Below are 26,010 nucleotides of genomic sequence, written 5' to 3' on the forward strand. Positions count from 1 at the left end.
TCCTCCCGGTGCGGACGGCGCCCCTCGCCGCCCGTCTCGAGTGTCCTACGCTCCCACCATGGTGCTCACCGTGTCCGTCATCGGCGCCGGACCCGCCGGCCTCTCCGCCGCTGCCGCCCTCAAGGCCCGCGGCGCCGACGTCACCGTGCTCGAGAAGTCCGAGCACGTCGGCAACGCCTGGCGCCACCACTACGACCGCCTGCACCTGCACACCACGCGCGGGCTGTCCAAGCTGCCGGGCCTCGCGATCCCGCGGGAGTACGGCCGCTGGGTCGCCCGGGACGACGTCGTCCGCTACCTGGAGGCGTACGCCGTCCACCACGACCTGCGGATCGAGCACGGCGTCGAGGTCACGCGCCTCGACCGGCCCGCCGCCGAGCGCGCGGACGGCAGCGCGGCCCGCCGCTGGACGATCACCACCACGGACGGCACCCGCACCGCGGACGCCGTCGTCGTCGCCACGGGCTACAACCACACCCCGCACCTGCCCGACTGGCCCGGCCAGGACGGGTTCACCGGCGAGGTCGTGCACGCGAGCCGGTACCGCAACCCCGCCCCGTACGCGGGCCGGCACGTGCTGGTCGCCGGCGTGGGCAACACGGGTGCCGAGATCGCGCACGACCTCGTCGAGGGCGGCGCCGCGAGCGTCCACCTCGCCGTCCGCACGCCCCCGCACATCGTGCCCCGCAACCAGGGCCCGTGGGCCGCGCAGTACACGGGCGTGCTGGTGCGCCACCTGCCCGCCCGCCTCGTCGACACCGTCGGTGTCGCCGTCCGGAAGGTGAGCGTCCCGGACCTGTCCGACCTCGGGCTGCCGATCCCCGACGTCGGCATCGCGTCCCGGGTCGCCCAGGGCTCCGTGCCCCTCCAGGACGTCGGCATTGTCGCCGCGGTCCTGGCCGGCACCGTGCGCGTCGTCCCCGCGATCGAGCGGTTCGACGGCGCCGAGGTGGTCCTGGCCGACGGCGCCCGGCTCACCCCCGACGTCGTCCTGGCCGCGACCGGCTACCGGCGCGCGCTCGAACCCGTCGTGGGCCACCTGGGCGTGCTCGGCGACCGCGGCAAGCCGCTGGCGACCAACGGCCGCCCGGCCGCGCCCGGCCTCTACTTCACCGGCTTCACCAACCCGATCAGCGGCATGCTCCTCGAGATGGCGGCCGACGCCCGCCGGATCGCGCGGCACGCGACCCGCGGCAGGTAGGCGGATCCGACACGACGTATCGATTCGGTCGAAATGCTTGACACCTCGACCTCCGACCGGCAGCGTCCGCCGCATGAGCCGCCGAACGACCCTTGCCACAGCCGCCGCAGCGCTCGTGGCACTGACCCTCGGCGCGTGCGCGCCGTCCGCGGACAGCCCCGAGCCGGGCACGGCGGCAGGGGAGGGGTGCGACGGCGACGCCGTGGCCCTCGACGTCTGGTCCTGGCGGACCGAGGACGTCAAGACGTACGAGAAGATCTTCGACGTCTTCGAGGAGGCCAACCCGTGCATCACGGTGAACTTCCAGGCCCACCTCAACACCGAGTACGACCAGATCCTGCGCACCGGCCTGACCGGGTCGGACGGCCCGGACATCGCGCAGGTGCGCTCCTACGGCCTGCTCCAGCCGCTCGTCGAGGGCGGCAACCTGGAGCCGCTCGAGGACGTCGTGCCGGCGCTCGCCGACTTCGACGACGCGATCCTCGACGGCTCCCGTGGCCGGGAGGACGGCGCCGTCTACGGCGTGCCGCTGGCCAGCCAGACCATCCAGGTCTACTACAACACCGCGATCTTCGAGGAGCACGGCCTTCAGGAGCCCGAGACCTGGGACGACTTCCTCGCGCTGAACGACACGCTCCTGGAGCACGACGTGACGCCCCTCGCCGTGGGCGCGCGCGACGGTTGGTTCGTGCCGACCGTGCACGACGCCCTGACCGCCGCCCAGTACGGCGGCGCCGACTTCCAGCAGGCTCTGCGTGACGGCGCGACGGACTTCACGGACCCGGCCTACGTGGACTCGATCCAGACGCTCAAGGACCTCCAGCAGTACATGCCCGACGACGTGACCGGCGTGCCGTACACGGACGCGCAGGTGCTCTTCACCTCGGAGCAGGCCGCGATGTTCGCCGGCGGCTCGTACGAGCTCGCGTTCTTCCAGGACGCCAACCCCGACCTCGACCTCGGCGTCTTCCAGGTGCCGCCGCCGCCCGGCTCGGCCCTGGACCACCCCGTCAGCGCGGGCTACGCGGACGGGAGCTGGGGCCTTTCGGCCACGACGGAGCATCCCGAGGAGGCCAAGACCCTGCTGAACTGGCTGGCCACGCCCGAGTTCGGGCAGCTCGTGGCCGACGAGCTCAAGCAGTTCTCGCCGATCCCCGGCGTCGAGTTCTCCGACCCGCTGCAGCAGGAGATGTGGGACCTGTACCAGGAGAACCCCGCGCCGTACCTGCTGCTCGTCGACTACCGCTACGGCGACCCCGTCGGCACGGACCTGATGGGTGAGGCGGGGCAGAAGCTCTTCCTCGGCGACATCGACGCCGAGGGCGCCGCCGACGTGATCCAGGACGGCCTGTCGGCCTGGTGGACGCCGGGCGAGTGAGCCGCCGCCGTCGAGCCGCGGCACTGCCCACGCCGGTCGCACTGCTCTTCATCCTGCCCGCCGCGGCGCTGTTCGTCGTCTTCGTGCTGTACCCGATGGCCACGGCGCTGACCTACTCCCTGTTCTCCTGGCGCGGCACCGCGCAGGACGCGTTCGTGGGGCTCGACAACTTCGTCGCGCTGTTCACCACGGAGCCCTACCGCAGCCAGCTCCCGCGCGCGTTCGGGCACAACGCGCTGCTGTTCGCCGGGGCCATGGTGGTGCAGAACTCGCTGGGCCTCCTGCTCGCGTACGTGCTGCACCGGCGGGGGCGGCTGCGGCGGCTGTTCCAGGTGCTGTACACGATGCCGTACCTGGTGTCGCCGCTGGTGGTCGGCTACCTGTGGTCCCTGCTGCTCTCGCCGCTCTTCGGTCCGGTCAACGCCGCCCTGCGCGCCGTCGGCCTCGACGCGGTGGCCCAGCCCTGGCTCGGTGACCCCGACACGGCCCTGTGGGTCGTCGTCCTGGTCACCGCCTGGCAGTGGGTCGGGTTCCCGCTCCTGGTCTACGGCGCGGCCCTCGGCGCCCTCGACCCGACGCTGGAGGAGGCCGCCATGCTCGACGGCGCCAGCTCCCGCCAGCGCTTCTGGCACGTCACGCTGCCCCTGCTGACGCCGGTGATCGGCACCGTGAGCGTGCTGACGTTCATCTTCTCCATGGAGGCGTTCCCGATCCCGTACGCCCTGGGCGGGTCCAGCGGCAGCCCGGCCGGCGCCACCGACGTCATGTCGCTCCTCTTCTACCGCACGGCGTTCCACTCGGGGGCGTCCAACGCCATCGGCATCTCCTCGGCGGTGGCGATCGTGCTGTTCGTCGTGATCGTCGGCGTCTCGGTGGCGTTCACGCGCTGGTTCCGCCGTGTCGAACGGCGGCTGACGTGAGGCGCGCCGCGGTCGGCACGCTGCTGTGGGGCTACGCCGCCGTCGCGCTGCTGCCCCTGCTGATCATGGTGTGGAACTCGTTCCGGACCGACCAGGAGCTGGTGGTCGAGCCCCTCGGCCTGCCGCACAGCCCGTCGCTGGACGCGTACCGGGAGGCGTGGGTCGAGGCGTCGTTCTCCACCTACTTCGTCAACTCCGTTCTGGTCACGACGGTCTCCGTGGTGCTGTCGACGGCCGTCTCGCTGCTGGCCGCCTATGCCCTGGCGCGGTCGCGCTCGCGCCTGATGGCCGTCATCGAGCAGGTCTTCGTCTCGGGCGTGATGATGCCCGTGTTCCTCATGATCGTGCCGATCTTCTACCTGCTGGACATGATCGGTCTCGCGTCGACCCGGACCGGGCTGATCCTGGTCTACTCGGCGGTGTCGATCCCGTTCTCGGTGTTCGTCCTGGCCACGTTCCTGCGCCAGCTCCCGGACGAGCTGGAGGACGCCGCCCGGATCGACGGCGCCGGCCCGCTGCGCACGTTCTGGTCGGTGCTGCTGCCGCTCGTGAAGCCCGCGGTCGCCACCGTCGTGGTCTTCCGCTTCGTGCCCATCTGGAACGACTTCTTCTACCCGCTGATCCTGGTGCGCGACCGGACGCAGTACACGCTGCCCGTGGGACTGACCACCTTCTTCGGGGAGTACCAGACGTCGTGGTCGACCCTGTTCGCCGGCCTGGTCATCGCGACGCTGCCGCTGGTGGTGCTGTTCCTCGTCGCGACGCGGCAGATCGTGGCGGGTCTCACCGCCGGCATGGGCCGGTGACCGGGGCCCTGCCGGGCTGTGCCGCACGACACCCGACTGCATTCGGCACCCGTGGACTCCAGGCGTACTATTGACGGGTTGCCCGTGCGCCTGTCGTACGTCGCTGTCAGCGAGCAGCTGCAACTGAGCAGAGCATCCCCGCGCCACCCGGGACGCAGTACGCCGGCGTGCGCGCACCCCCGACATTCTGGAGACCATCGAAGTGAAGAGCGCCGTCGAGACCTTGGAGCCCACCAAGGTCAAGCTGACCGTCGAGGTGGACTACGACGAGCTCAAGCCGAGCATCGATCACGCCTACGAGCACATCGCAGAGCAGGTGAACGTCCCCGGCTTCCGCAAGGGCAAGGTCCCCCCGCGCATCATCGAGCAGCGGGTCGGTTGGGGTGCCGTGATCGAGCACGCCGTGAACGACGGGCTCTCCGGTTTCTACCGTGACGCGCTCGGCGAGACCGACCTGCGCCCGCTCGCCCAGCCCGAGGTCGACGTGACCGAGGTCCCGGCCAAGGCCGGCGAGGGCCAGCTGAAGTTCACGGCCGAGGTCGAGGTGCGCCCCGAGATCGAGCTCCCGGAGCTCTCCGACGTCGAGCTGACCGTCGACTCCACCGAGGTGACGGACGAGGACGTCACCGAGCGCCTGGACGCCCTGCGTGAGCGCTTCGGCACCCTGGTGGGCGTGGACCGCCCGGCCGTCGAGGGCGACTACGTCGTCATCGACCTGAAGGCCGTCATCGGTGACGAGGAGGTCGACTCCGTGTCGGGCGTCTCGTACCAGATCGGCTCGGGCAACATGCTCGAGGGGCTCGACGAGGCCCTGACCGGCCTGTCCGCCGCCGAGACCACCACGTTCAAGGCCCCGCTCGCCGGTGGCGAGCACGAGGGCCAGGACGCCGACGTCACCGTCACCGCGACGTCGGTCAAGCAGCGCGACCTGCCCGAGGTGGACGACGACTTCGCCCAGCTCGCCTCGGAGTTCGACACGCTGGAGGAGCTGAAGGACGACCTGAAGACCCAGGTCGCCGGCATCAAGACCTCCAACCAGGCCGTCACCGCGCGTGACGCCCTCATGGAGAAGCTCCTGGAGACCGTCGAGGTCCCCGTGCCGTCCGGCGTGGTCGAGGCCGAGGTGCACCGTCACCTCGAGTCCGAGAGCCGCCTGGAGGACGACGAGCACCGCGCCGAGGTCACCGAGGACGCGACCAAGGCGATCAAGAACCAGATCCTGCTCGACACCCTCGCCGAGAAGCTCAAGGTGCAGGTGAGCCAGGGCGAGCTCGTCGAGTACCTGGTGAGCGCCTCGCAGCAGTACGGCATGGAGCCGAGCGAGTTCATCAAGACCCTCGAGCAGGGCGGTCAGATCCCCGCCATGGTCGGCGAGGTCGCGCGCTCGAAGGCCCTCGCGGTCGCCCTGCGCCAGATCGAGGTCAAGGACTCCGACGGCAACGTCGTGGACCTGAGCGAGTTCATCGGCTCGGACGAGGCCGACGAGGCCCAGGCCGCGCTGAGCGACGCCGTGGCGCAGGCCCAGGAGGCCGCGGACGCCGAGGCGCCCGAGGCCGCCGAGCCCGAGTCGTCGGAGCCCGCGAAGGCCTGACGCACCCCCGGCCCGTCGGGCCGGAGCAGGACGTCCGACGGCGGTCCGCACCCTTCGCGCGAGGGTGCGGACCGCCGTCCGCGTTCCCCTCGGCTTCGCCGTGGGCAGCACCGGTGCGCTGTAGGCGAAACGGCCGTCGAATCGGAAGTTCTGGCGGCACGAGGCACGTTAGGGTCGAGCGACACGACGTCTTAGGACGTGGTCCACAGACGAGAGTCAGAACCGAGGAGATGGACGTGAACGATCTGCTGCGGATGGATGCTGGGCCGGTAGCGCGGACGGAGGGTGCTGGCTTCGGGCTCAACGACTCCATCTACAACCGGCTGCTCAAGGAGCGCATCATCTGGCTGGGGTCGGAGGTGCGCGACGAGAACGCGAACGCGATCAGCGCGCAGATGATGCTTCTCGCGGCCGAGGACCCCGACAAGGACATCTGGCTTTACATCAACTCGCCCGGCGGCTCCATCACGGCCGGCATGGCGATCTACGACACCATGCAGTTCATCAAGCCGGACGTGGCGACGGTCGCGATGGGCATGGCCGCCTCCATGGGGCAGTTCCTGCTGTCCTCCGGCACCAAGGGCAAGCGGTACATCACGCCGCACGCCCGCGTGCTGATGCACCAGCCGTCCGGCGGCATCGGTGGTACGGCCACCGACGTGCGGATCGGCGCGCAGCTCATCATGCACATGAAGAAGGTGCTCGCCGAGCTGACCGCCGAGCAGACCGGCCAGACGCTCGAGACGATCATCAAGGACAACGACCGCGACAACTGGTTCACGGCCTCCGAGGCACTGGAGTACGGCTTCGTCGACCACGTCGTCGAGACCGCTGCGCTGGCCGGCGGCGGCGGCATGAACAGCTGACCGCCCGGAAACGCACAAAGAGCTTTCTCAAGAGGAGATGACCGTGAGTCCTGAAGCCCAGTTCGTCGCAGCCGCAGAGCGCCTCGCCGGCGCCCGTTCGGGTGCACGGATGCCGTTTGCCACCGCCGGCGCCACGCCGTCCGCACGCTACGTGCTCCCGCAGTTCGAGGAGCGCACCGCGTACGGCTTCAAGCGCCAGGACCCGTACACCAAGCTGTTCGAGGACCGCATCATCTTCCTGGGCGTCCAGGTCGACGACGCGTCCGCGGACGACGTCATGGCCCAGCTCCTGGTCCTGGAGACCCAGGACCCGGACCGCGACGTGATGATGTACATCAACTCGCCGGGCGGGTCGTTCACGGCCATGACGGCGCTGTACGACACCATGCAGTTCATCAAGCCGCAGATCCAGACCGTGTGCCTGGGGCAGGCGGCGTCGGCCGCGGCCGTCCTCCTGGCCGCCGGCCAGCCGGGCAAGCGTCTCGCGCTGCCGAACTCCCGCGTGCTGATCCACCAGCCCGCGATGGAGGGTGGCGGCTACGCGCAGGCCTCGGACATCGAGATCCACGCGAACGAGCTGATCCGCATGCGCGAGTGGCTCGAGAAGACGCTCGCGACGCACAGCGGCAAGACGCAGGAGCAGGTGCGTGACGACATCGAGCGCGACAAGATCCTGACCGCCGCCCAGGCCAAGGAGTACGGCCTGGTCGACGAGGTGCTCGAGTCGCGCAAGCCCGTCGTGGTCGTGACGAACTGACCGCTCTGGTCGGGTCCGTCGAGACCGCAGGCGTCCGACGCCGGGGCCGTGCCACCAATACCGGTGGACGATCCGCCCCGGCGTCGGGCATTGTGGGACACGCCGCGCAGAATCTGACAAAATTGTCATGATCTGGTGAAAATCGGTCAGGCGACCCGCCGGGCCGCCCGGCTGACAACAGGCCACCGGTGGTGTGGAATGGATCTGAGACCGCTCGACGTCGCGGATCTGCTGGGCCAGCCGGCCCGTGCAGGACTTCGCGAGGGTGCACAAGGCGAGGAGACAGGTAGTGGCGCGAATCGGTGACGGCGCGGAACTGCTGAAGTGCAACTTCTGTGGCAAGTCGCAGAAGCAGGTGAAGAAGCTGATCGCCGGACCCGGCGTCTACATCTGCGACGAGTGCATCGAGCTGTGCAACGAGATCATCGAGGAAGAGCTCGGTGAGGCTGCGGAGCTCGGTCTGACAGAGCTGCCCAAGCCCCGCGAGATCTTCGACTTCCTCGAGCAGTACATCATCGGCCAGGACCCCGCCAAGCGCGCCCTGGCCGTTGCCGTCTACAACCACTACAAGCGGATCCAGGCCGGCGAGGCGGGGCGCTCCATCAATCCCGACGACCAGGACCCGGTCGAGATCGCCAAGTCGAACATCCTGCTCATCGGCCCCACCGGTACCGGCAAGACCTATCTGGCGCAGACGCTCGCCAAGATGCTGAACGTCCCGTTCGCCATCGCCGACGCCACCGCGCTGACCGAGGCCGGGTACGTGGGCGAGGACGTCGAGAACATTCTGCTCAAGCTCATCCAGGCGGCGGACTACGACGTCAAGAAGGCCGAGACCGGCATCATCTACATCGACGAGGTCGACAAGGTGGCCCGCAAGGCCGAGAACCCGTCGATCACGCGCGACGTCTCCGGCGAGGGCGTGCAACAGGCGCTCCTGAAGATCATCGAGGGCACCACGGCCTCCGTGCCCCCGCAGGGCGGGCGCAAGCACCCGCACCAGGAGTTCATCCAGATCGACACGACGAACGTGCTGTTCATCGTGGCCGGTGCCTTCGCGGGGCTGGACGACATCGTCGCCGCGCGGTCCCGCAAGCGCGGCATCGGCTTCAGCGCCCCGATGGAGTCCATCGCCCGCGACGAGGACCTCTTCGCCGAGGTGCGACCCGAGGACCTGCAGAAGTACGGCCTGATCCCCGAGTTCATCGGCCGCCTGCCCGTCATCGCCTCCGTCTCGTCGCTGGACCGCGACGCCCTCGTACGGATCCTGACGGAGCCCAAGAACGCGCTCGTGAAGCAGTACAAGCGCATGTTCGAGATCGACGGCGTGGAGCTCGAGTTCGACGAGCCTGCCGTCGAGGCGATCGCCGAGCAGGCGCTGCTCCGCGGCACCGGCGCCCGTGGCCTGCGGGCGATCCTCGAGGAGGTGCTCCAGCAGGTCATGTTCGACGTGCCGAGCCGCGACGACGTTGAGCGCGTGGTCATCACCCGCTCGGTGGTGCTGGACAACGTGAACCCGACCGTGGTGCCCCGCAAGAGCCCCGTACGGGGCCGCCAGCCGCGCGAGAAGAGCGCGTAACACCCCGACGAACGACGGTGCCGAGTCAGCGACTTGGTCCGCCTCGTCCCGGGTAATACCCGGCGAGGCGGACCAAGTCGCTGACTCGGCACCGTCGTTCTACTTCGGCTGGAGGGCCTTCACGACCGGGGCACCGTACAGGGCGTCGATGGTGGTCGCGAAGTCCGCGATGACCTTGGCCCGCTTCACCTTGATGGACGGCGTGAGGTACCCGTTGGCCTCGGTGAAGTCGAGGTCGAGCACCGTGATCTTGCGGATCGACTCGGCCTTGGAGACCGCCTCGTTCGCCTGCGCGACCACCTTGTCGAGCTCCGCCAGGACCTTCGGGTGCACGCGCGCGTCGGCCACCGACAGCTTCGGGAGGCCGTTCGCGGCGCACCAGCCGGGCAGCATCTCGGCGTCGAGCGTGACGAGGGCGCCGATGAACGGGCGCTGGTCGCCGACCACCACGACCTGGCTCACGATCGGGTGCGCCCGCATGCGGTCCTCGAGCACGGCCGGGGCGACGTTCTTGCCGCCGGCGGTCACGATGATCTCCTTCTTGCGCCCCGTGATGTGCAGGTGGCCGTGCTCGTCCAGGCGGCCGAGGTCCCCGGTGCGGAACCAGCCGTCGACGAGCGCCTCGGCGGTGAGCTCCGGCTGGTTGCGGTAGCCGCGGAAGATGTGCGGCCCGCTCAGCAGCACCTCGCCGTCGTCGGCGATGCGGATACCCGTACCGAAGAAGGCCGGACCCACCGAGCCCATGACGATCTTCCCGGGCAGGTTCACCGCCGTCGGGGCGGTGGTCTCCGTGAGGCCGTAGCCCTCCAGGATGGTCACGCACGCGCCGCGGAAGAAGTGGCCGAGGCGCTCGCCCAGCGGCGCGCCGCCCGAGACGGCCCAGCTGAGCTGCCCGCCCATCGTGGCCTTGAGCTTGCTGAACACCAGCCGGTCGGCGATCGCGTGCTTGACCTTGAGCGCGCCGCCCGGGCCCTCGGGCACGTCCAGGGCCCGCGAGTAGTCCTCGGCGACGCGTGCGGACCAGGCAAAGATCTTCGCCTTGACGCCGGACGACGCCTTCTGCTCGGCGCTGTTGTAGACCTTCTCGAACACGCGGGGCACGGCCAGGAGGTAGGTCGGGCGGAACGAGCCCAGGTCGGCCACCAGGTTCTTGATGTCCGGGGCGTGGCCCAGCACGGCCTGGCCGGCAATGGTCGCGACCTCGACGAAGCGCGCGAACACGTGCGCCAGCGGCAGGAACAGGAGCGTCCGGGCGTTCTCGGCGCCGAGCAGCTCCGGGATGCCGGCGGCGGCGTTCAGGGTCAGGTGTGCGAAGTTGCCGTGCGTGAGCTCGACGCCCTTGGGGCGGCCCGTGGACCCGGAGGTGTAGATGATGGTCGCCAGGTCGTCGCGCCGGACGGCGTCGCGCCGCTCGGCCACGATGCCGGCGGAAAGGTTGGTGCCGGCCTTGCGCAGGTCGAGCACGGCGTCCTCGTCGAGCAACAGGATGTCCTCGAGCCCGGGCAGGCTGGGCCGCACCTGCTTGACCGTCTCCGCGTGCGCGCTCGACTCGACCACGACGAGGCGCACGTCGGCGTCGGACAGGATCCACTGGACCTGCTCGGCCGACGAGGTCTCGTAGACCGGCACGGCGACGGCGCCGGCGGCCCAGATGGCGAAGTCGAGCAGCGTCCACTCGTACCGGGTGCGGGACATGATCGCGACGCGGTCGCCGGCCTTGATGCCGCGGGCCACCAGGCCGCGGGCGACGGCGAGCACCTCGTCCTCGAACTGGCTCGCCGACACCTTGATCCACGGGCCGTCTGGTGCGTCCCGCCGCTCGATGAGCGCCTGGTCTCCGGAGCGTGCCACGCGGTCCGCGAGGATCGTGTTGATGCTGGTGCCCTCTGGCACCTCCACCAATGCCGGCGACGTGGCAAGTGTCATGTGCTGCTCTCCGTTGAAGTCTTGAAGAGGTGAAGGCCCGGTATCGGGTCTTCACCAAGTTGCGTGGCCTGCTCGGGTGACTGTAGCGGATCCCTGTCTCAGGTCGGAACAGTCTTTCGCCCGCGGCGGTCACGGCCGGTTAGCCTCTACTTGTGTCTGACAACGAACCGACCAGCGCTCCGGTGCCGTCTGAGATCATCCGGCTCCGCGGGAGCATCGACAACATCGACGCGGCCCTGGTCTACCTGCTCGCCGAGCGGTTCCGGGTGACGCGCCGGGTGGGGGAGCTCAAGGCCGTCGGCGGGCTGCCCCCGGCCGACCCGGCCCGCGAGCAGGAGCAGATCGCCCGGCTCACGAGCATCGCCGAGGAGTCCGGCCTGGACCCCGAGTTCGCCGAGCAGTTCCGCCAGTTCATCGTGAGCGAGGTGATCCGCCACCACGAGCTGATCGCCGCGCAGCACAAGGGCGACAACCTGCCTGAGGTCGACACCTACGCTTGAAGGTGATGACCTGTGCGTGACGCATTTTTGCCCTCTCCGGGAACTTGGCAAACCTCGGGTCCGAATATCTCCTGTACAGGTCACAGAAATTTCCCCCACAGGGGTGGCGTGTGCCCGAGATCCGTCGTTTCCTGGAGTCAACGCCGGGGCGAGGTCATGCGGTAGGGCATCGCCTCGACCTCGGCGGGTGATGCGGAGGTGTTCATGAAGATCGATTGGCTCAAACCCCTCCTCGGCCACCCGGGACCGTTCGCCACCCTGTGCCTGGACGCGACACCGTCCGAGCACGCCGCCGACCGCGACGTCGGCGGGCGCTGGAACGCAGTGCGCAGGGACCTGGCGCAGCAGAAGGCTCCGGACGCCGTGCTGGACGCGATCGAAGAGGTGGTGCTGCGACCCACGAGGGTCCCGGGACCGCACGGCCGGGTCGTCATCGCCGACGAGACGGGCGTGCTGGTGGACCGCGTGGTGAACAACCCGCCGACCGCGAGCTCCGGCTCCTGGGAGGCCGTGCCGGCCCTGTTGCAGGCAGCCCTCGCCGCCGACGAGTCGGTGGAGCTGCTCAAGGTGACGGTGGACCGGGCGGGCGCGGACTTTCTCCGCGCGGGACCGGACGCCAAGGTGCACAGCACCTTCCAGGCGCCCCACGACGAGATCGAGAAGACCAGCTCCTCGGGGATCAAGCGCGCGCGGATAGAGTCCCGTGCCGAGGACTCCTGGGAGCGCAACGCCGCCGCCGTGGCGGCCGAGATCGAACGGCACGTGGGGGAGTCCGACCCGGAGCTGGTGCTGCTCACCGGGGACAAGCGGGCGGTCTCGCTCACCCGGGCCGCGCTGACGACGCCGACGACCGACAAGCTGGTCGAGGTGCCCGGTGGCGGGCGCAACGGGGGCGTGAACGAGAGCGCCTTCGCCGAGCGGGTGTCCGACGCCCTGGACTCCTACCGGGAGCGGCGGCGCGAACGGGTGCTGGCAGAGCTGCGTCAGGAGCTCGGCCGGGAGTCGAACGCCGTGACCTCGGTGGACGACGTCGTGGCGGTGCTCGCCCGCGGTCAGGTCAAGGAGCTCGTGCTCGCGGAGGAGTACGGGACGAGCCCCGGCCGGATGAACGGGCGCAAGCTGTGGATCGGGCCTGACCCGATGCACATCGCGGGCGACCGGTCCGACCTCGAGGCCATGGGGGTGACGGAGCGGCTCGAGGAGCTGCCCGCCAGCGTCGCGCTCGTGCGCGCGGCGGTGGGTCAGGACGCGGGCCTGACGTTCGCGCCCGAGGGTTCGGTGGAGCTCATGGACGGCGTCGGCGCGACCCTGCGCTGGCGTGACGACGGGACGCCCACGGAGGTGCTCGCGAGCATGTCCGGCGACGACCGTCGGCTGCACTGACCTCCCACGTGAATTCGATGTGAATTCTCGGCCGGTTGATCGGACAAAAGGCGCTCAGAACGGGCGCCAGACTGGATGGAATTTCCGATTTACCGCGTATGGGAAATTGTTGCGCCGGAATGTGTCCGTTTTGCCCATACACACGGAAACGCATTATCGGTACGGTCCTGGGCCATGGGGATGATTCATTGTGAGTACGCGCGGCTTGCCGCCGACGACTTCGACAAGGCACGGACAGATCTGACCTGGGCGCTGGAGCACATCGACGAGCTCGCCGGCGAATGGGTGGAGGTGGATCTTCCGGCACAGGAGGCCAGGTACTTCAGCATCGGCACCGTGTGGGGTCCGCTCCACACGGTGCTCCGGGTGCACGGCGGCATGCCCGTCGACCCGGTGCAGGGCGGTGCGGCGCTGGCTTCCACCGACGGGATCACGCCGGTGCGCTACCTGGGCCCGGAGGAGGTGGAGAAGGCGGCCGCGTTCCTGGTGGGTACGTCGTTCGACACCCTGGCGCCGCTGGCCGTGGCCGACCAGGTGTGCGACGAGGACGTGTGCCCGGACCCGGGTGAGCACGCCGCAGAGACCGACCACGAGCGCCTGGCGGTCGCCTACGGCGAGCTGACCGCGTTCTACGGTGCCGCGGCCGAGGCGGGCGACGCGGTGGTGCTGATGCTCAACTGAGCCGGAACAGTCGCAGCGGAAAAGAACGGGGGCGGGACGCCGATCAGTGTCCCGCCCCCGTTCTGTCTGCCCGGGCTCAGCCCTTGTTGCGCGGCGGGGCCTCGCCCAGCTCGCTGGAGGTGACGACGATCCCGCCCTGGACGGCCGGGTCGCCCTGGCCCTCCGCGGCGGTGACCAGGTCGAGCGGGCCGGTGACACGGCCGGCGGCCTTGACGTCCTCGACCGCGGTCTCGACCGCCGTCAGCGAGGCGGCCGGGACGGCCAGCGACGCCGCCACGATAGGCGTGCGCATCGAGGCCTTGGCCTCGGACTTCACCTTGCGCAGCGCGGCGAGCGCGTGCCCGGCGGCCGCGAGGTCGGCCGGGTCGGCGGCGCCGCCGGCCGCGCGCAGCGGCTCGGCCACGGGCCAGGGCGCGCGGTGCACCGAACCCTCGCGCCACCAGGACCAGACCTCTTCCGTGGCGAACGGGAGGTAGGGCGCCAGCAGGCGGAGCATGGTGTCGAGCGCGACGGCCAGGGCGGTGCGGGCCGAGGCTGTCTCCGGCGTGATGTCCGCCGAGTCGGCGCCCGCGCCGTACGCGCGGTCCTTGACGAGCTCGAGGTAGTCGTCGCAGAACGTCCAGAAGAACGTCTCCGTCAGCTCGAGCGCACGGGTGTGGTCGTAGGCCTCCAGCGCGGCCGTGGCCTGCTCGACCACGCCCGCCAGGCCCGCGAGCATCGACCGGTCCAGGGAGACCGTGACCGCCGCCGGGTCGAGGGCGATCTCGCTGCCCGCGCCGCCGCCGAACGACAGTGCGAACTTCGAGGCGTTGAGGACCTTGATCGCCAGGCGGCGACCGATCTTCATCTGACCCACCTCGAACGCCGCGTCGGTGCCCAGGCGGGCCGAGGCCGCCCAGTACCGCACCGCGTCCGAGCCGTGCTCGACGAGCAGGTCCATCGGCGTGACGACGTTGCCCTTGGACTTCGACATCTTCTTGCGGTCCGGGTCGAGGATCCAGCCGCTGATCGTCGCGTTCTTCCAGGGCAGCACCTTGTTCTCCAGGTGCGAGCGCACCACGGTGGAGAACAGCCAGGTGCGGATGATGTCCTGGCCCTGGGGGCGCAGGTCCATCGGGTACACGCGCTCGAAGAGGTCCTGGTCCCGCTCCCAGCCGCCGACGATCTGCGGGGTCAGGGACGAGGTGGCCCAGGTGTCCATGACGTCCGCGTCGCCCACGAAGCCGCCGGCCTGGCCGCGCTGCTCCTCGGTGTAGCCGGCGGGCGCCTGCGACGTGGGGTCGACGGGCAGGGCCTCCTCGGCTGGGACGATCGGGTGGGCGTAGTCCACCTCGCCCGACGCGTCGACCGGGTACCAGAGCGGGATAGCGACGCCGAAGAAGCGCTGGCGGCTGACCAGCCAGTCGCCGTTCAGGCCGTTGACCCAGTTCTGGTAGCGCACCCGCATGAAGTCCGGGTGGAAGTCGAGCTCCTTGCCGCGGGCCAGCAGCTCCTCGCGCAGCTCCTGGTCGCGGCCGCCGTTGCGGATGTACCACTGGCGCGACGTCACGATCTCGAGGGGCTTGTCGCCCTTCTCGAAGAAGTTGGCCTTGCGCTGGGTGGCGACGGGCTCGGTCGGCATGTCGCCCGAGGCGGTGAGTGCCTCGACGATGGCCTTGCGGGCGCTGAAGGTCGTCTTGCCCGCGACCTCGGCCTCGAACAGCTCCGCGCCCGGGCCGCCCGTGAGCCACTCCGGCAGCTCGCGCGTGATGCGGCCGTCGCGGTTGATGATCGAGCGCGTCGGCAGCTGCAGCTCGCGCCACCACTGCACGTCGGTGAGGTCACCGAAGGTGCAGCACATCGCGATGCCGGCGCCCTTGTCGGGCTCCGCCAGGTGGTGCGCCAGGACGGGGATCTCGACCCCGAACAGCGGGGACGTCACGGTGGTGCCGAACAGGTGCTGGTAGCGCTCGTCGTCCGGGTGCGCGATGAGCGCGACCGCCGCGGGGATCAGCTCGGGGCGCGTGGTCTCGATGTAGACCGGCTCGCCGTCGGGCTTGTGGAACGCGACCTTGTGGAAGTGCCCGGGGTAGTCGCGGGCCTCCAGCTCGGCCTGGGCCACGGCGGTCTGGAACGTGACGTCCCACAGGCCCGGGGCCTCGGCCTGGTAGGCCTCGCCGCGCTGGAAGTTGCGGACGAACGCCCGCTGCGCCGTGGCGCGCGAGGAGTCGCTGATGGTCTGGTAGGTCTGCGCCCAGTCCACGGAGACGCCGAGGCGCCGCCAGAGCACCTCGAACTCTTTCTCGTCCTCGGCCGTCAGCCGCTCGCAGAGCTCGATGAAGTTGCGCCGGCTGACCGGGACCTGGTCGGCGGCCTTGACGTTCTTGTCGGTGCCCTCGAACGGCGGCGTGAAGTCGGGGTCGTAGGGCAGGGAGAGGTCCACGCGGACGCCGTAGTAGTTCTGCACGCGGCGCTCGGTGGGCAGGCCGTTGTCGTCCCAGCCCATGGGGTAGAAGACCTCGAGGCCGCGCATGCGCTTGTAGCGCGCCACGATGTCAGTGTGCGTGTAGCTGAACACGTGCCCCACGTGCAGGGAGCCCGACACCGTCGGCGGCGGGGTGTCGATCGAGAAGACCTCGGCACGGGTCTTGGTGCGGTCGAAGGCGAAGGTCTGCTCGGCGGTCCAGCGCTCGTCGAACTTGGCCTCGAGGCCGTCCGCACTGACCTTGTCCGGTACCTCCTTGACCACCGCGCGTACGACCTCGGCGCCCGGTACCGCGGCGGCGGCAGGGGTCGGTGTCGTGTCAGGTGCGGGTGTGGTCGCGGCCGGGTCCGTCGGCCCGGTGGAGGCGGGAATGCTCATGCGCACCAGTGTCCCAGATTCGAGCAACCCGAGGCGCACGTCTTCCACAGGCTGCGACGGCCGTGCGCGCGGGGTGCGTCGACGAGACGTCCGCCACAGATACTTCGAGATGGTCGATAGGTGCCAGAGGCATGCACTATCGTTCTGCCGGGCCCGGAACCGGGCACACCGGTCAGGGCGGTCATCGTGGCCGTCCGACGCTCTCCAGGAGACGAATCGTGCGCATGTCGTGTTGTCGGTGCTCGCCGCACCGCCCCGTCATGTCCCGTCGTACCTAGGAGTCCCATGTCGCTCGACCGCTCCGACGAGCTGGTCGCGCCGACCGCACCGGCCGGCAGCGCTGCCGCCGCCGTCCGCCGCGCGTCCCTGTGGCGCCGCCTGGCCCGGGACCGGTTCGCCCTGGTGGGCGCCGTCGTCGTCGTGCTCTACGCGCTCGTGGCGCTGGCCGCGCCCCTGATCACCCGCGCGCTCGGCGTGGACCCGTACACCTACGACCTCGACGCGCTCGGGCCCACAGGCGCGCCCGCCGGGCCGCTGGGCGGTGTCAGCGCGGAGCACTGGTTCGGCGTCGAGCCGCTGACGGGCCGCGACCTGTTCGCCATCGTCGTCATGGGCTCGCGCACGTCGCTCCTGGTCGGCCTCGGCGCCACGGTCGTGGCCATGCTGGTCGGGACGGTGCTTGGCCTGGTCGCCGGCTACTTCGGCGGCTGGGTCGACTGGGTGGTGGCCCGGCTGATCGACGTCCTCATCGGGCTGCCCGCGCTCGTGTTCATGATCGCCGTCGGCGCCGTCGCACCCGACTGGTTCCCCCGCCTGCTGCTCCTGGTGCTCGTCATCGGGCTGTTCGGCTGGTCGTCGATCGCCCGCGTGGTGCGCGGCCAGGTCATGGCGCTGCGCGCCGCCGGGTTCGTGCGCGCCTCCCAGGCGCTGGGCGCCTCGCACGCGCACGTGCTGTTCCGGCAGGTGCTGCCCAACCTCGCCTCGACCGTCGTCGTGTTCGCGACCATCTCCATCCCGGGCGCGATCGGCTCGGAGGCCGCGCTGTCGTTCCTGGGCGTGGGCGTGCCGCCGCCCACGCCGTCCTGGGGCCGGTCGATCGGCGACGCCGTCACGTGGTTCTCCGTGGACCCCGTCTACCTGCTCTTCCCGGGGCTCGCGCTGTTCGGCGTCACGCTGGCGTTCAACGCGTTCGGCGACGGCCTGCGGGACGCGCTCGACCCGCGCGGCGGCGGCCCGAGGCGGCGGCGCCGTCGAGGGGGTGCGCGATGAACCTCGTCCGCTTCCTGGCGACCCGGCTCGCGACGCTCGTGTTCGTGCTGCTCACGGTCTCGTTCCTCACCTACGCGCTGTTCGTGCTGCTGCCCGCGGACCCGGCGCAGCTCGCCTGCGGCCGGCCCTGCACACCCGAACGGCTGGAGACGGCGCGGGCGTTCATGGGGCTCGACAAGTCCGTCGTGGAGCAGTGGTGGGAGTTCGTGCGCGGCGTGTTCACCGGTCGCACCTTCGGCTCGGCGGGCGCGACGATCGACTGCCCGCAGCCGTGCCTCGGCTACTCCTTCGTCCGGAACGCGCCGGTCACCGAGCTCATCGTGGGACGGTTTCCCGTGACGGCGTCGATCGCGGTCGGCGCGGCGGTGCTCTGGCTCGTCGTGGGTGTGGGCGCCGGCGCCGTGGCCGCGGTGCGCCGCGGCACCGCCCTGGACCGCGGGCTCATGATCGGGGCGATCACCGGGGTCTCCGCGCCCAGCTACCTGGTGGGACTGCTCGGGATCCTGCTGTTCGGCTTCACGCTCGACATGGTCCCGGTGTCCGGCTACGTGCCGTTCGCCCAGAGCCCCGTGGACTGGGCGTGGCACCTGGTGCTGCCGTGGTCCGTGCTGGCCCTGTTGTCGGCGGCCGTCTACACGCGGCTGACACGCTCGCAGATGCTGGAGGAGCTCGGCTCGCCGTACGTCCGCACGGCCCGGGCCAAGGGCATCACGGAACGCCGGGTCGTGACCCGGCACGCGCTGCGCAACGCGGCGATCCCCGTGGTCACGCTCTTCGCGCTGGACCTCGGCGCGCTCCTCGGCGGGACCGTCATCACCGAGCGGGTGTTCTCGATGCCCGGCATCGGCGCCCTGCTCATGGAGGCGGTGGGCGCCACCGACGTCCCGCTGCTGGTGGGCGTCACGGTGTTCACCGCGGCCATCGTGGTGATCGCGAACCTGGCGGTCGACGTCGTCTACGGCGTGCTCGACCCGCGGGTGCGGCGCGGAGGGAGGACCCGATGACCCGGCGATGTCGTCGGTGACGTCCGACCCCGCACCCCGCGGGACGCCGTGTCCCGCACTGCCGTAGCACCCCAGAACTCCGCAGCACCTCGTAGAGACGAGAAGACCAGATGAACCTCGCACCACGTCCCACCCGCAGGCCCGCCCGCCGGGTGGCGGTCGCCGGCATCGCCGTCGCCGCCACGCTCGCGCTGACGGCCTGCAACGCCAACTCGCAGCCGGGCGCGGCCTCGAGCGACGAGGCGACCGCCGTCCAGCAGGGCGGCGAGCTGCACATCCTGACCGCGGCGCCGTCGATCAACTGGGACCCGGCCACCAGCCAGAACCTCGCGATCACCACGCTCGGCCTGGTCGAGCGCCGGCTCACGGCGTGGCAGACCAACGCCGACGGCACCACCGAGGTGGTCCCGGACCTCGCGACCGACACCGGCACGCCGTCGGACGACGGGGCGAGCTGGACCTACACGCTCAAGGACGGCCTGAAGTTCGAGGACGGCACGCCGATCACCTCGGCGGACGTCAAGTACTCCGTGGAGCGCTCGTTCGCCCCGGAGCTGTCGGGCGGCCTGAGCTACCACAAGAACCTGCTGGAGGGGGCCGACGAGTACGGCGGCCCGTTCCAGGGCGACGAGCTCGACTCGATCGAGACGCCGGACGACAAGACGATCGTGTTCCACCTGGACAGCGCGTACGGCGACTGGCCGTGGATCGTCTCGATGCCGGCGTTCGGCGCCGTCCCCGAGGCGAAGGACGACATCCAGACCTACACGACCCAGCCCGTCGCCACCGGCCCCTACCGGGTGGCCGACACCGTCGAGGGCACCTCGGTGACCCTGGAGCGCAACCCCGAGTGGGACCCGGCCACGGACGACGCCCGCACCGCGGGCCCGGACTCGGTGGTCTTCGAGCTGAGCCAGGACGAGACGGTCGTGGCCCAGCGCCTCATCGCCGACTCCGGTGCCGACGCCTCGGCGTTCGGCGCCACGTTCGTGCCGCCCGCGCAGCTCGCGCAGGTGCAGCAGGGCCCGGCCAAGGACCGCCTGGTCACCTCCGGCCCGGGGGCGCTCGCGTACCTCGCGATCAACACCGAGGCCGACGGCCTGGACGACCTCGACGTCCGCAAGGCGATCAGCCTGGCCGTGGACAAGAACGCGTACCGCGTCGCGTCCGGCGGCGAGATCGCGGGCGACTTCGCGACCACGCTGGTCACGCCCGGCATCCCGGGCCGCGAGGAGTACTCGAACGGCGTGAACGACGTGGCACCGGAGGGCGACGTCGAGCAGGCCGAGAAGCTGCTGGACGACGCCGGCTGGTCGGGCCGCGAGCTGCGCCTCGTGGTGGAGGACGACGCCCCGACGCTGGCCAAGGCCCAGGCGATCCAGCAGGGTCTGGAGCGCGCCGGCCTCAAGGTCAAGATCGTGCCGCAGGCCGAAGAGGTGTGGGTCGAGACCGTGACGCAGGGCGACGGCTCGAAGTACGACCTCACGCTGTCGTCGTGGCAGCCGGACTTCCCGAGCGCGAACGGCAACATCCAGCCGCTGTTCCACTCGTCCCAGGTGGGCGACGGCGGGTACAACCTGGCCCGGTACGACAACCCGGACGCGGACGACCTGATCGACCGCGCGACCGAGGAGACCGACGTCGACGCCGCGGCCAAGCTGTGGGTCGAGGCCGACCAGCTCATCCTGGGCGACGCCCCGGTGGTGCCGCTGATCTACACGAAGAACTCGTTCCTGCACGGCTCGAAGGTCGAGAACTTCCGGATCCCGGACTTCCCGGCCTACCCGAACTACCTCCAGGTCTCGCTGGCTCCGTGAGCGGCGTCCTGGTGACCGACGGGCAGCCCCTCCTGCAGGTGGAGGGGCTGTCCGTCGTGTTCGACGACGCCGAGCGGCCCGCCGTCGACGGCGTGTCCTGGGCGCTGCGCCCCGGGCGGGTGACCGCCCTGGTGGGCGAGTCCGGCTCGGGCAAGACGGTGTCCGCGATGGCGGTGCTGGGCCTGCTGCCCGACGCCGCCGCCGTCGGCGGGTCGATCCGGCTGGGCGGTTCGCCGGGTGGCTGGGCCGGAGCCGGTGGCGGTGCAGAGGCCGGTGGCGGTGCCGGATCCGGTGGAGGGGCGGCGACCGAGCTGGTCGGCGCGTCCCCGGAGACCTTCCGCGAGGTGCGCGGCGCGGTGCTCTCGCTCGTCTCGCAGGAGCCGATGAGCGCCTGGAACCCCGTGCTCACGATCGGCGACCAGGTCGCCGAGGCGCTGCGGGCGCACCGGCGCGGACCGGACCGGCCCACCCGGCGGGCGGTGCACGAGCGCGTGCTGGAGCTGCTGGCCGAAGCCGGGCTGCGCGACCCGCAGCGGGTGGCCGCCGCGTACCCGCACCAGCTCTCCGGCGGTCAGCTCCAGCGCGCGCTCGTCGCGATGGGGCTGTCGCAGGATCCGGTGGCGATCATCGCGGACGAGCCGACGACGGCGCTGGACGTGACCGTCCAGGCCGGGATCCTCGACCTGCTGCGCGGGCTGCGCGACGAGCGCGGCACGGCCGTGCTGCTCATCACGCACGACATGGGCGTGGTGGCCGACCTCGCGGACGACGTGGTGGTGATGCGCGACGGGCGGATCGTCGAGGCGGCGCCGGTGCGCGAGCTGTTCGCGGCGCCCCGTGAGGACTACACGCGCACGCTGCTCGCGGCGGTGCCGCGGCTGGGGGAGCGGAGCCCGCTGGTCGAGCCGGCACCGCTGGTCGAGCCTGTCGAGACCTCCTCCGCGGGGAACCAGGTCTCGACGAGCTCGACCAACGTCCTGAGGCCGACCAGCGGGGTCGGGGCGGGCGGTGCCGCCGTGCTGCTCGACGACGTCACCGTCTCCTACGGCGGCCGGCACCCCGTGGTCGCGGCCGACGGCGTCACGCTCTCGATCGGTCGGGGCGAGGTGCTCGGCCTGGTGGGGGAGTCGGGCTCGGGCAAGTCGACCCTCGGCCAGGTGGTCGCGGGGCTGCTGCGGCCGACGTCGGGCCGCGCGGTCGTGGACGGCGTCGACCTGGCACGCGCGTCGCGCCGGGAGCGGGCCGAGCGCCGTCGGGCCACGGGCGTGGTGTTCCAGGACCCGGCCTCGACGCTGAACCCGCGCTGGACCGTGGCACAGTCGGTCGACGAGCCGCTGCGGCTGCACTCCGGCCTGGGCCGGGACGCCCGGGACGCCCGCGTGCGCGAGTTGCTGGAGCTGGTCCGGCTCGGCCCCGGGTACGGGCTGCGGTACCCGCACGAGCTGTCCGGTGGGCAGCGGCAGCGGGTCGCGATCGCCCGGGCGGTGGCGCTCGGACCGCAGGTGCTCGTGGCGGACGAGCCGACGTCCGCGCTCGACGTCTCCGTCCAGGCGCACGTGCTCGACCTGTTCCGGGACCTCCAGGCGGAGCTCGGCTTCGCGTGCCTGTTCGTGTCCCACGACCTGGCGGTCGTCGAGCGGGTGGCCGACCGGGTCGCCGTCATGCGGGAGGGGCGCATCGTCGAGACGGGTCCGACGGCGCAGGTGCTGGGCGCGCCCGTCGACCCGTACACGCGGGCGCTCGTGACCGCCGCGCCCGTGGCGGACCCGGACGCGCAGGCGGAACGTCGGGCAGTGCGGGTCTGACACGGTCAGCCGGCCAGGTGGGACCAGCGCGGTGCCAGGTCGCGCCAGCGCCCGACGGCGGCGACTCGCCCGCCGTCGAGCACCACGACCCGGTCGGCGACGGCAAGGGTCGCGGCGCGCGACGTGGTGCCGAGCACCGTGGTGCCCGCGGCCCGCAGGCCGGTCCACACCTCGGCCTCGGTGACGGCGTCGAGGGCGGACGAGACGTCGTCCACGAGCAGCAGGTCGGAACCCGTGGCCAGGGCGCGCGCCAGACCGAGCCGCTGGACCTGGCCGCCCGAGAGCCGCAGGCCGCGGTGTCCCACGACCGTGCCGGTGCCGCCCGCCTCGGCGACGTCCCGGTCGAGGCCTGCGGACCGCACGGGGCCGTCGACCGGGCGGTCGTGGTCGAGCCGTACGTTGTCCGCGACGGTCCCGGAGACGACGTGCGGCACCTGGGCGACGTGCGCGACGCGCGGCGGGCGCAGGAACGTCTGCGGATCCGTGACGGTGGCGCCGTTCCAGGACAGCCGCCCGCCGACGTCGACCAGTCCCGACAGCGCGCCGAGCAGGGACGACTTCCCGGAGCCGACCCGGCCGACCACGAGCACCAGCTCGCCGCGCCGCACGGTGAGGTCCACGCCGGAGACGCCGACGGTGCCGTCGTCGTGCGTCGCAGTGACGCCGTCGAGGCGGAGCTCGCGCAGGCGGCCCGGCGCGGAGAGGGCACCGACACCCGACCGGGCTCGCGCCGGGACCGCCGTGCCCGCGAACAGGTCGACGTCGTCGGGCACGTCGGCGAGGCGTTCGGTGCCCGCGTACCGGGAGGTGACCTCGACCCAGCGGCGGGCGGACGCGGCGCTGGTGACGAGGGCGCCCAGGCTGTACCCGATCCAGCTGAACGTGCCGATCGACGTGCTGACCAGGAGCGTCGTGCCCAGCGACCAGGTCCCTGTCAGGTGCAGCGTCCAGGCGAGCACCGTCGCGACGCGGCTCAGCACGGACGGCGCCAGGCCGACCAGGAAGTTGGTCCGCTCCTCCACCAGGGACGCATGCACGCGGCGCCCGTCGACGCGGGCGACCTGCGCGAGCACGCCCCCGGTGGCCGAGGCGAGCTTGACGGTACGCACGGAGTCGAGGGCCGAGCCGAGCAGCCGGCCCAGCTCCGCCGCGGCGTCGCCCGCCCGCCGTGCCGCCGCGGCGACCGACCGGCTGCCCAGCACCTGCGCCGCGAACATCACGCCTGCCATGGCCAGGCCGATGGCGCCGGCCAGCCAGCTTCCGCTCAGCACCACCAGGACGGCGAAGGTGAGCGGCGCCGTCAGCACCTCGCTCCAGGCCTGGGTGTGGCCGGTCAGGCGGTAGTCCTCCTGCGCGCGCGCCGCGATCTCGCCCGGGGCGTCACGGACGGTGCGGCGCTGCGCCGTCTGCCCGCGCAGCAGGGACAGGTGCAGCCGCATCCGGGAGTCGACCCACCACCGGGTGCTCGTCGGCCGGACCGTCAGCGGCAGCAGGGTGTTGGTCACGATCGCCGCGAGGATGGCGCCCACCAGCAGCCAGGGCGCGGAACCGTGCTCCAGGCCCACGACCGCTGACGCCCACAGCCAGCCGACCACCAGACCGGTCGAGGTGAGGTAGTCGGCCACCTCGAACACGATCGCCGGGACCAGCATGCCGTGCGGCCGGGCGCGCAGCGTGCTCCAGACCGCCCGCACCATCGACGGCCGCGGCGCGGCCGGGCGAGGCGTTGCGGGCGGAGACCCGGGGGAAGGAACCGCGGGCGGAGGAGACTCGGGCGGGACCGTCGGCACGGCAGCCTCCGGCGTGGGCACCGGCTCGCCGTCCGTGAGCCCCGCCGCCGCGACCAGCCGGGCGAAGTGCCCGTCCGACGCCGCCAGCCGGCCCCAGGGCCCGTGCTCGACGAGCCGTCCGCCGTCGAGCACGGCCACGGTGTCGGCGTGCCGCGCGGTGGGCAGCCGGTGGGCGACGACGATCGCCGTCCGCCCTGCCAGGAGTGTCCGCGCGGCCAGGGTGACCCGTTCCGCCGTGGCGGGGTCCATCCGCGCGGTGGCTTCGTCGAGCACCACGACGTCGACGTCGCGCACCAGGAGCCGTGCGAAGGCGACGAGCTGCTCCTCACCCGCGGACAGGGTCACGCCGTCGGGTCCCAACCGGGTGTCGAGCCCCTCGGGCAGCGACGCGACCCACGCCCGCAGGCCCAGGGCGTCCATGGCCTGCTCCACCCGGGCGGCCGGGACCGGCGCCCAGAGCGTGATGTTGTCGGCGAGCGTCGCCGCCAGGATCTCGGTGCGCTGCCCGACGACGCCGACCCGCGTGCGCAGCCCGTGCACGTCCAGGCCCGTGACGTCCTGGCCGCCCAGGAACACGCTCCCGGCGGGCGGCTCGACCGCGCGCGACAGCATCTTGGTCACCGTCGTCTTGCCCGACCCGGTGCGCCCCACGAGCGCGCACGTGGTGCCCGCCGGGACGGTCAGGGTGAGGGGGCCCAGGGCAAAGCCCTCGCCGTAGGAGAAGGTCAGGTCGCGCAGCTCCACCTCGACCCCGCCCGGGCTGCCGGACTCTGACCCGCGCCCACCGGTGCCGGACCGGCCGGGGAACGGTGCGCCGCCCGCGGGCTCCTGGGGCGCGCCGAGCAGGTCGCGCACCCGGTGGAACGTGCCGATCGCCTCCTCGACCCGGGGCAGCAGCCGGCCCAGCACGTCGACCCGGCCCACGAACCCCGTCACCAGCAGCCACAGCGTGACCAGCCGGGCGACGTCCAGCGCGCCGCCGCTGACCGCCCACACCCCGCCCACGAGCACCGCGCCCACCAGCGCGTCCAGCGGCAGCTCGGTGCGCAGCCGCACGCGCGAGAACGCGACCGACCAGTCCTCCCGCAGCCGGATCTGTCGCGCGGCCAGCTCGGCGTACCGGCGCAGCACGTATCGCTGTCCCTGCGCGGTGCGCAGATCGTCCCGGGCCGCCACCGCCTCCTCGAACTGCGCCATGTGCTCCGAGCCGGCCTCCGAGGCGCGCCTGCTCAGGTCGCGCAACGGTCGCGCCGACCGGCGTGCGAACACCAGCACCGCCGCGGCGACCAGCGGGAACGCCACCCAGGCGGGCCACCACACCAGGCCGGCGGCCACCCAGCCCACCACGAGGCTGATCGCGGCCTGGCCGAGCGTGATGCCGATCCCGCTGATCGCGCGGGTGAGCCGTTCGGGGTCGCCGTTGACCCGGTCCAGGAGTTCGCCCACGGCCTGCTCCTCCAGCTCCGGCAGGGGCTGGCCCAGCGCGGCCGCCGCCAGCTCCGACCGCAGCGTCGCCTCCGCGCGCGCCACGCCCCGCTGCACCACCAGCCACGTCACGGCGTCGAACACGATGACAGCGGTGCTCACGACCGCGAGCACGAGCAGGGTGTCCCGGGTCGGGTCCGCGGCCATGTGCCCCGTGACCACCGCGGCGTACGACGACGCGCCCGCCGCCAGTAGCGCGGCCGGGACGGCCACGACGCCGACCCGCAGCGCGCGGCGGCGCCACGGGCTGCGGCGCAGATCGCGGGGCAGGCGGAGCCTGCGGCTCGGTCGAGCCGGTACGAGGGGCATGACACGACTCTGCCACCGGACACTGACACTCGATCGGGCCCACGACCTGTCAGACGTACAGGTCCCCCGAGGGACTCGTACGTCTGACACGGGGGAGTGTC

Annotated in this window: 18 protein-coding genes; 15 read left to right on the forward strand and 3 right to left on the reverse strand. The window is 71.7% G+C overall.

From position 1 onward, the window contains the following. Nucleotides 1-58 precede the first annotated feature (58 nt). The 8 genes from ACH45N_RS09425 to clpX all read left to right on the forward strand — a co-directional run bounded on the left by ACH45N_RS09425 (nt 59) and on the right by clpX (nt 9,098). Entirely contained in the window at nt 59-1,201 is a 1,143-nt protein-coding gene (locus ACH45N_RS09425; RefSeq protein ID WP_397393145.1) for a flavin-containing monooxygenase, read from the forward strand. 73 nt (nt 1,202-1,274) lie between these two features. Continuing rightward, complete coding sequence (locus tag ACH45N_RS09430; RefSeq protein ID WP_397393146.1) at nt 1,275-2,579, forward strand: ABC transporter substrate-binding protein; 1,305 nt, start codon at nt 1,275-1,277, stop codon at nt 2,577-2,579. Then, the gene (locus ACH45N_RS09435) at nt 2,576-3,499 is read left to right on the forward strand and encodes a carbohydrate ABC transporter permease (protein WP_397393147.1); all 924 of its coding nucleotides are present in this window, start codon (nt 2,576-2,578) and stop codon (nt 3,497-3,499) included. The genes ACH45N_RS09430 and ACH45N_RS09435 overlap by 4 nt, the downstream gene beginning before the upstream one ends. Continuing rightward, on the forward strand, nt 3,496-4,305 hold the full coding sequence (locus ACH45N_RS09440) for a carbohydrate ABC transporter permease (protein WP_397393148.1): 810 nt from the start codon (nt 3,496-3,498) through the stop codon (nt 4,303-4,305). Before ACH45N_RS09435 ends, ACH45N_RS09440 begins: the two co-directional genes overlap by 4 nt. A gap of 202 nt (nt 4,306-4,507) precedes the next feature. After that, on the forward strand, nt 4,508-5,896 hold the full coding sequence (gene tig / locus ACH45N_RS09445) for a trigger factor (RefSeq protein WP_397393150.1): 1,389 nt from the start codon (nt 4,508-4,510) through the stop codon (nt 5,894-5,896). Between the two features lie 230 nt (nt 5,897-6,126). Further along, nucleotides 6,127-6,762 carry an ATP-dependent Clp protease proteolytic subunit gene (locus ACH45N_RS09450; protein ID WP_377232455.1) on the forward strand — a complete coding sequence of 212 codons (636 nt, stop codon included), beginning with the start codon at nt 6,127-6,129 and terminating at the stop codon, nt 6,760-6,762. Nucleotides 6,763-6,805: 43 nt separating this feature from the next. Then, nucleotides 6,806-7,519, forward strand: a complete 714-nt coding sequence (locus ACH45N_RS09455) for an ATP-dependent Clp protease proteolytic subunit (protein WP_397393152.1) — start codon at nt 6,806-6,808, stop codon at nt 7,517-7,519. 289 nt (nt 7,520-7,808) lie between these two features. Next, nucleotides 7,809-9,098: an ATP-dependent Clp protease ATP-binding subunit ClpX gene (gene clpX, locus ACH45N_RS09460; protein ID WP_397393154.1), complete on the forward strand. Its 1,290-nt coding sequence runs from the start codon at nt 7,809-7,811 to the stop codon at nt 9,096-9,098. A 99-nt stretch (nt 9,099-9,197) separates the two neighbouring features. On the opposite strand, the gene ACH45N_RS09465 is transcribed toward clpX, so the two are convergent. Further along, a complete protein-coding gene (locus ACH45N_RS09465) occupies nt 9,198-11,024 on the reverse strand; it encodes an AMP-dependent synthetase/ligase (protein ID WP_397393155.1) in 1,827 nt (608 codons plus the stop codon). Between the two features lie 152 nt (nt 11,025-11,176). Between ACH45N_RS09465 and ACH45N_RS09470 the strand changes: the two genes are divergently transcribed. From ACH45N_RS09470 to ACH45N_RS09480, 3 genes are all read left to right on the forward strand, one after another. Then, nucleotides 11,177-11,524, forward strand: a complete 348-nt coding sequence (locus ACH45N_RS09470; RefSeq protein ID WP_285105256.1) for a chorismate mutase — start codon at nt 11,177-11,179, stop codon at nt 11,522-11,524. Nucleotides 11,525-11,728: 204 nt separating this feature from the next. Further along, nucleotides 11,729-12,907: a Vms1/Ankzf1 family peptidyl-tRNA hydrolase gene (locus tag ACH45N_RS09475; RefSeq protein WP_397393156.1), complete on the forward strand. Its 1,179-nt coding sequence runs from the start codon at nt 11,729-11,731 to the stop codon at nt 12,905-12,907. Nucleotides 12,908-13,081: 174 nt separating this feature from the next. Continuing rightward, on the forward strand, nt 13,082-13,588 hold the full coding sequence (locus ACH45N_RS09480; RefSeq protein WP_397393157.1) for a DUF1877 family protein: 507 nt from the start codon (nt 13,082-13,084) through the stop codon (nt 13,586-13,588). Between the two features lie 76 nt (nt 13,589-13,664). Here the strand turns inward: ACH45N_RS09480 and valS are convergent, their stop codons facing one another. After that, nucleotides 13,665-16,430: a valine--tRNA ligase gene (valS, locus tag ACH45N_RS09485; RefSeq protein WP_397393158.1), complete on the reverse strand. Its 2,766-nt coding sequence runs from the start codon at nt 16,428-16,430 to the stop codon at nt 13,665-13,667. Between the two features lie 285 nt (nt 16,431-16,715). Here valS and ACH45N_RS09490 point away from each other — a divergent pair, with 285 nt between their 5' ends. The 4 genes from ACH45N_RS09490 (at nt 16,716) to ACH45N_RS09505 (ending at nt 22,325) form a co-directional block, all read left to right on the forward strand. Continuing rightward, entirely contained in the window at nt 16,716-17,699 is a 984-nt protein-coding gene (locus ACH45N_RS09490) for an ABC transporter permease (RefSeq protein WP_397393159.1), read from the forward strand. After that, the gene (locus tag ACH45N_RS09495) at nt 17,696-18,703 is read left to right on the forward strand and encodes an ABC transporter permease (protein WP_397393160.1); all 1,008 of its coding nucleotides are present in this window, start codon (nt 17,696-17,698) and stop codon (nt 18,701-18,703) included. Before ACH45N_RS09490 ends, ACH45N_RS09495 begins: the two co-directional genes overlap by 4 nt. Before the next feature lie 110 nt (nt 18,704-18,813). Beyond that, nucleotides 18,814-20,520, forward strand: coding sequence for an ABC transporter substrate-binding protein (locus tag ACH45N_RS09500; protein ID WP_397393161.1), 1,707 nt, complete (start codon nt 18,814-18,816; stop codon nt 20,518-20,520). Then, nucleotides 20,517-22,325: a dipeptide ABC transporter ATP-binding protein gene (locus ACH45N_RS09505; protein ID WP_397393162.1), complete on the forward strand. Its 1,809-nt coding sequence runs from the start codon at nt 20,517-20,519 to the stop codon at nt 22,323-22,325. The genes ACH45N_RS09500 and ACH45N_RS09505 overlap by 4 nt, the downstream gene beginning before the upstream one ends. Before the next feature lie 5 nt (nt 22,326-22,330). Here the strand turns inward: ACH45N_RS09505 and ACH45N_RS09510 are convergent, their stop codons facing one another. Further along, nucleotides 22,331-25,909, reverse strand: coding sequence for an ATP-binding cassette domain-containing protein (locus tag ACH45N_RS09510; protein ID WP_397393163.1), 3,579 nt, complete (start codon nt 25,907-25,909; stop codon nt 22,331-22,333). Nucleotides 25,910-26,010 lie beyond the last annotated feature (101 nt).

It is taken from the genome of Promicromonospora sp. NPDC019610, from assembly GCF_044389365.1.
Classification (GTDB): Bacteria; Actinomycetota; Actinomycetes; order Actinomycetales; family Cellulomonadaceae; genus Promicromonospora.

Coding starts and splice junctions, on each gene's coding strand:
- ACH45N_RS09430 (WP_397393146.1), top strand. CDS start 1,275: ATGAGCCGCCGAACGACCCTTGCCACAGCCGCCGCAGCGCTCGTGGCA.
- ACH45N_RS09500 (WP_397393161.1), top strand. CDS start 18,814: ATGAACCTCGCACCACGTCCCACCCGCAGGCCCGCCCGCCGGGTGGCG.
- ACH45N_RS09510 (WP_397393163.1), bottom strand. CDS start 25,909: ATGCCCCTCGTACCGGCTCGACCGAGCCGCAGGCTCCGCCTGCCCCGC.
- ACH45N_RS09425 (WP_397393145.1), top strand. CDS start 59: ATGGTGCTCACCGTGTCCGTCATCGGCGCCGGACCCGCCGGCCTCTCC.
- ACH45N_RS09450 (WP_377232455.1), top strand. CDS start 6,127: ATGGACGTGAACGATCTGCTGCGGATGGATGCTGGGCCGGTAGCGCGG.
- ACH45N_RS09480 (WP_397393157.1), top strand. CDS start 13,082: ATGGGGATGATTCATTGTGAGTACGCGCGGCTTGCCGCCGACGACTTC.
- ACH45N_RS09490 (WP_397393159.1), top strand. CDS start 16,716: ATGTCGCTCGACCGCTCCGACGAGCTGGTCGCGCCGACCGCACCGGCC.
- ACH45N_RS09495 (WP_397393160.1), top strand. CDS start 17,696: ATGAACCTCGTCCGCTTCCTGGCGACCCGGCTCGCGACGCTCGTGTTC.
- ACH45N_RS09465 (WP_397393155.1), bottom strand. CDS start 11,024: ATGACACTTGCCACGTCGCCGGCATTGGTGGAGGTGCCAGAGGGCACC.
- valS (WP_397393158.1), bottom strand. CDS start 16,430: ATGAGCATTCCCGCCTCCACCGGGCCGACGGACCCGGCCGCGACCACA.
- ACH45N_RS09475 (WP_397393156.1), top strand. CDS start 11,729: ATGAAGATCGATTGGCTCAAACCCCTCCTCGGCCACCCGGGACCGTTC.